Source organism: Pararobbsia alpina (assembly GCF_902859895.1).
Classification (GTDB): domain Bacteria; phylum Pseudomonadota; class Gammaproteobacteria; order Burkholderiales; family Burkholderiaceae; genus Pararobbsia; species Pararobbsia alpina.
The window spans coordinates 1-583 of sequence record NZ_CADIKM010000226.1 but is presented as its reverse complement, the minus strand read 5'-3'; the positions used below and the strand labels follow the sequence as shown (position 1 = coordinate 583).

Sequence of the window (583 nt, the reverse complement as noted above, 5' to 3'; positions counted from 1 at the left end):
GCACGTCGTATTGGCCCCCACAGTCGTGCAGTTCGGCGGCCCGACATTCGCTTGCGCGGCCAGCGCAGTGTTGAACAACACACCCGCTGACGACGTCGAGTCGTTCGAGATGACCGTGTTGTTGATGAAGCTCACTCGCACCGCGTCCTGCAGCGACACGCCGCCGCCCGCCCAGCCTGCCACGTTGTTCGCGATGATGTTGTTGGTCACGCTGACCGCGTACCAGGCGTTACGGTTATTCGGGCTACGTTGCACATCCGTGCCGTTGATGTTCTGCAAGCGCAAGCCACCGCCTTTACCGCTTTCGGCGGTATTGCCGACAATCAGGTTGCCGTCGATCGTGAGGTCCGGGCCGACGCCGTCGGAGAGTTGCGGCGCGCAGTCGATGTCCACCGGCGAGTTTTCGCAGAACGTGCCATCCGGCGGCACACCCTGGGCGATGATGCCGCCACCGTAAGTGGGCAACGTCGGATTGTTGCTCTGGTTGAAGAGGATCCAGTTGTGCGAGATGTCTCCGCCGTAGCTGAAGCCAAAGTGAGCCATGCCGCCGCCATCGCCGCTGCTGATGTTGCCGCACACCCAG

Annotated in this window: 1 protein-coding gene; it reads right to left on the bottom strand. The window is 62.6% G+C overall.

Features of this window, described 5'->3' with window-relative positions:
• On the bottom strand, positions 1–583 hold a 583-nt coding region (locus HV670_RS30405; RefSeq protein ID WP_175108598.1), incomplete at both ends, for a hypothetical protein.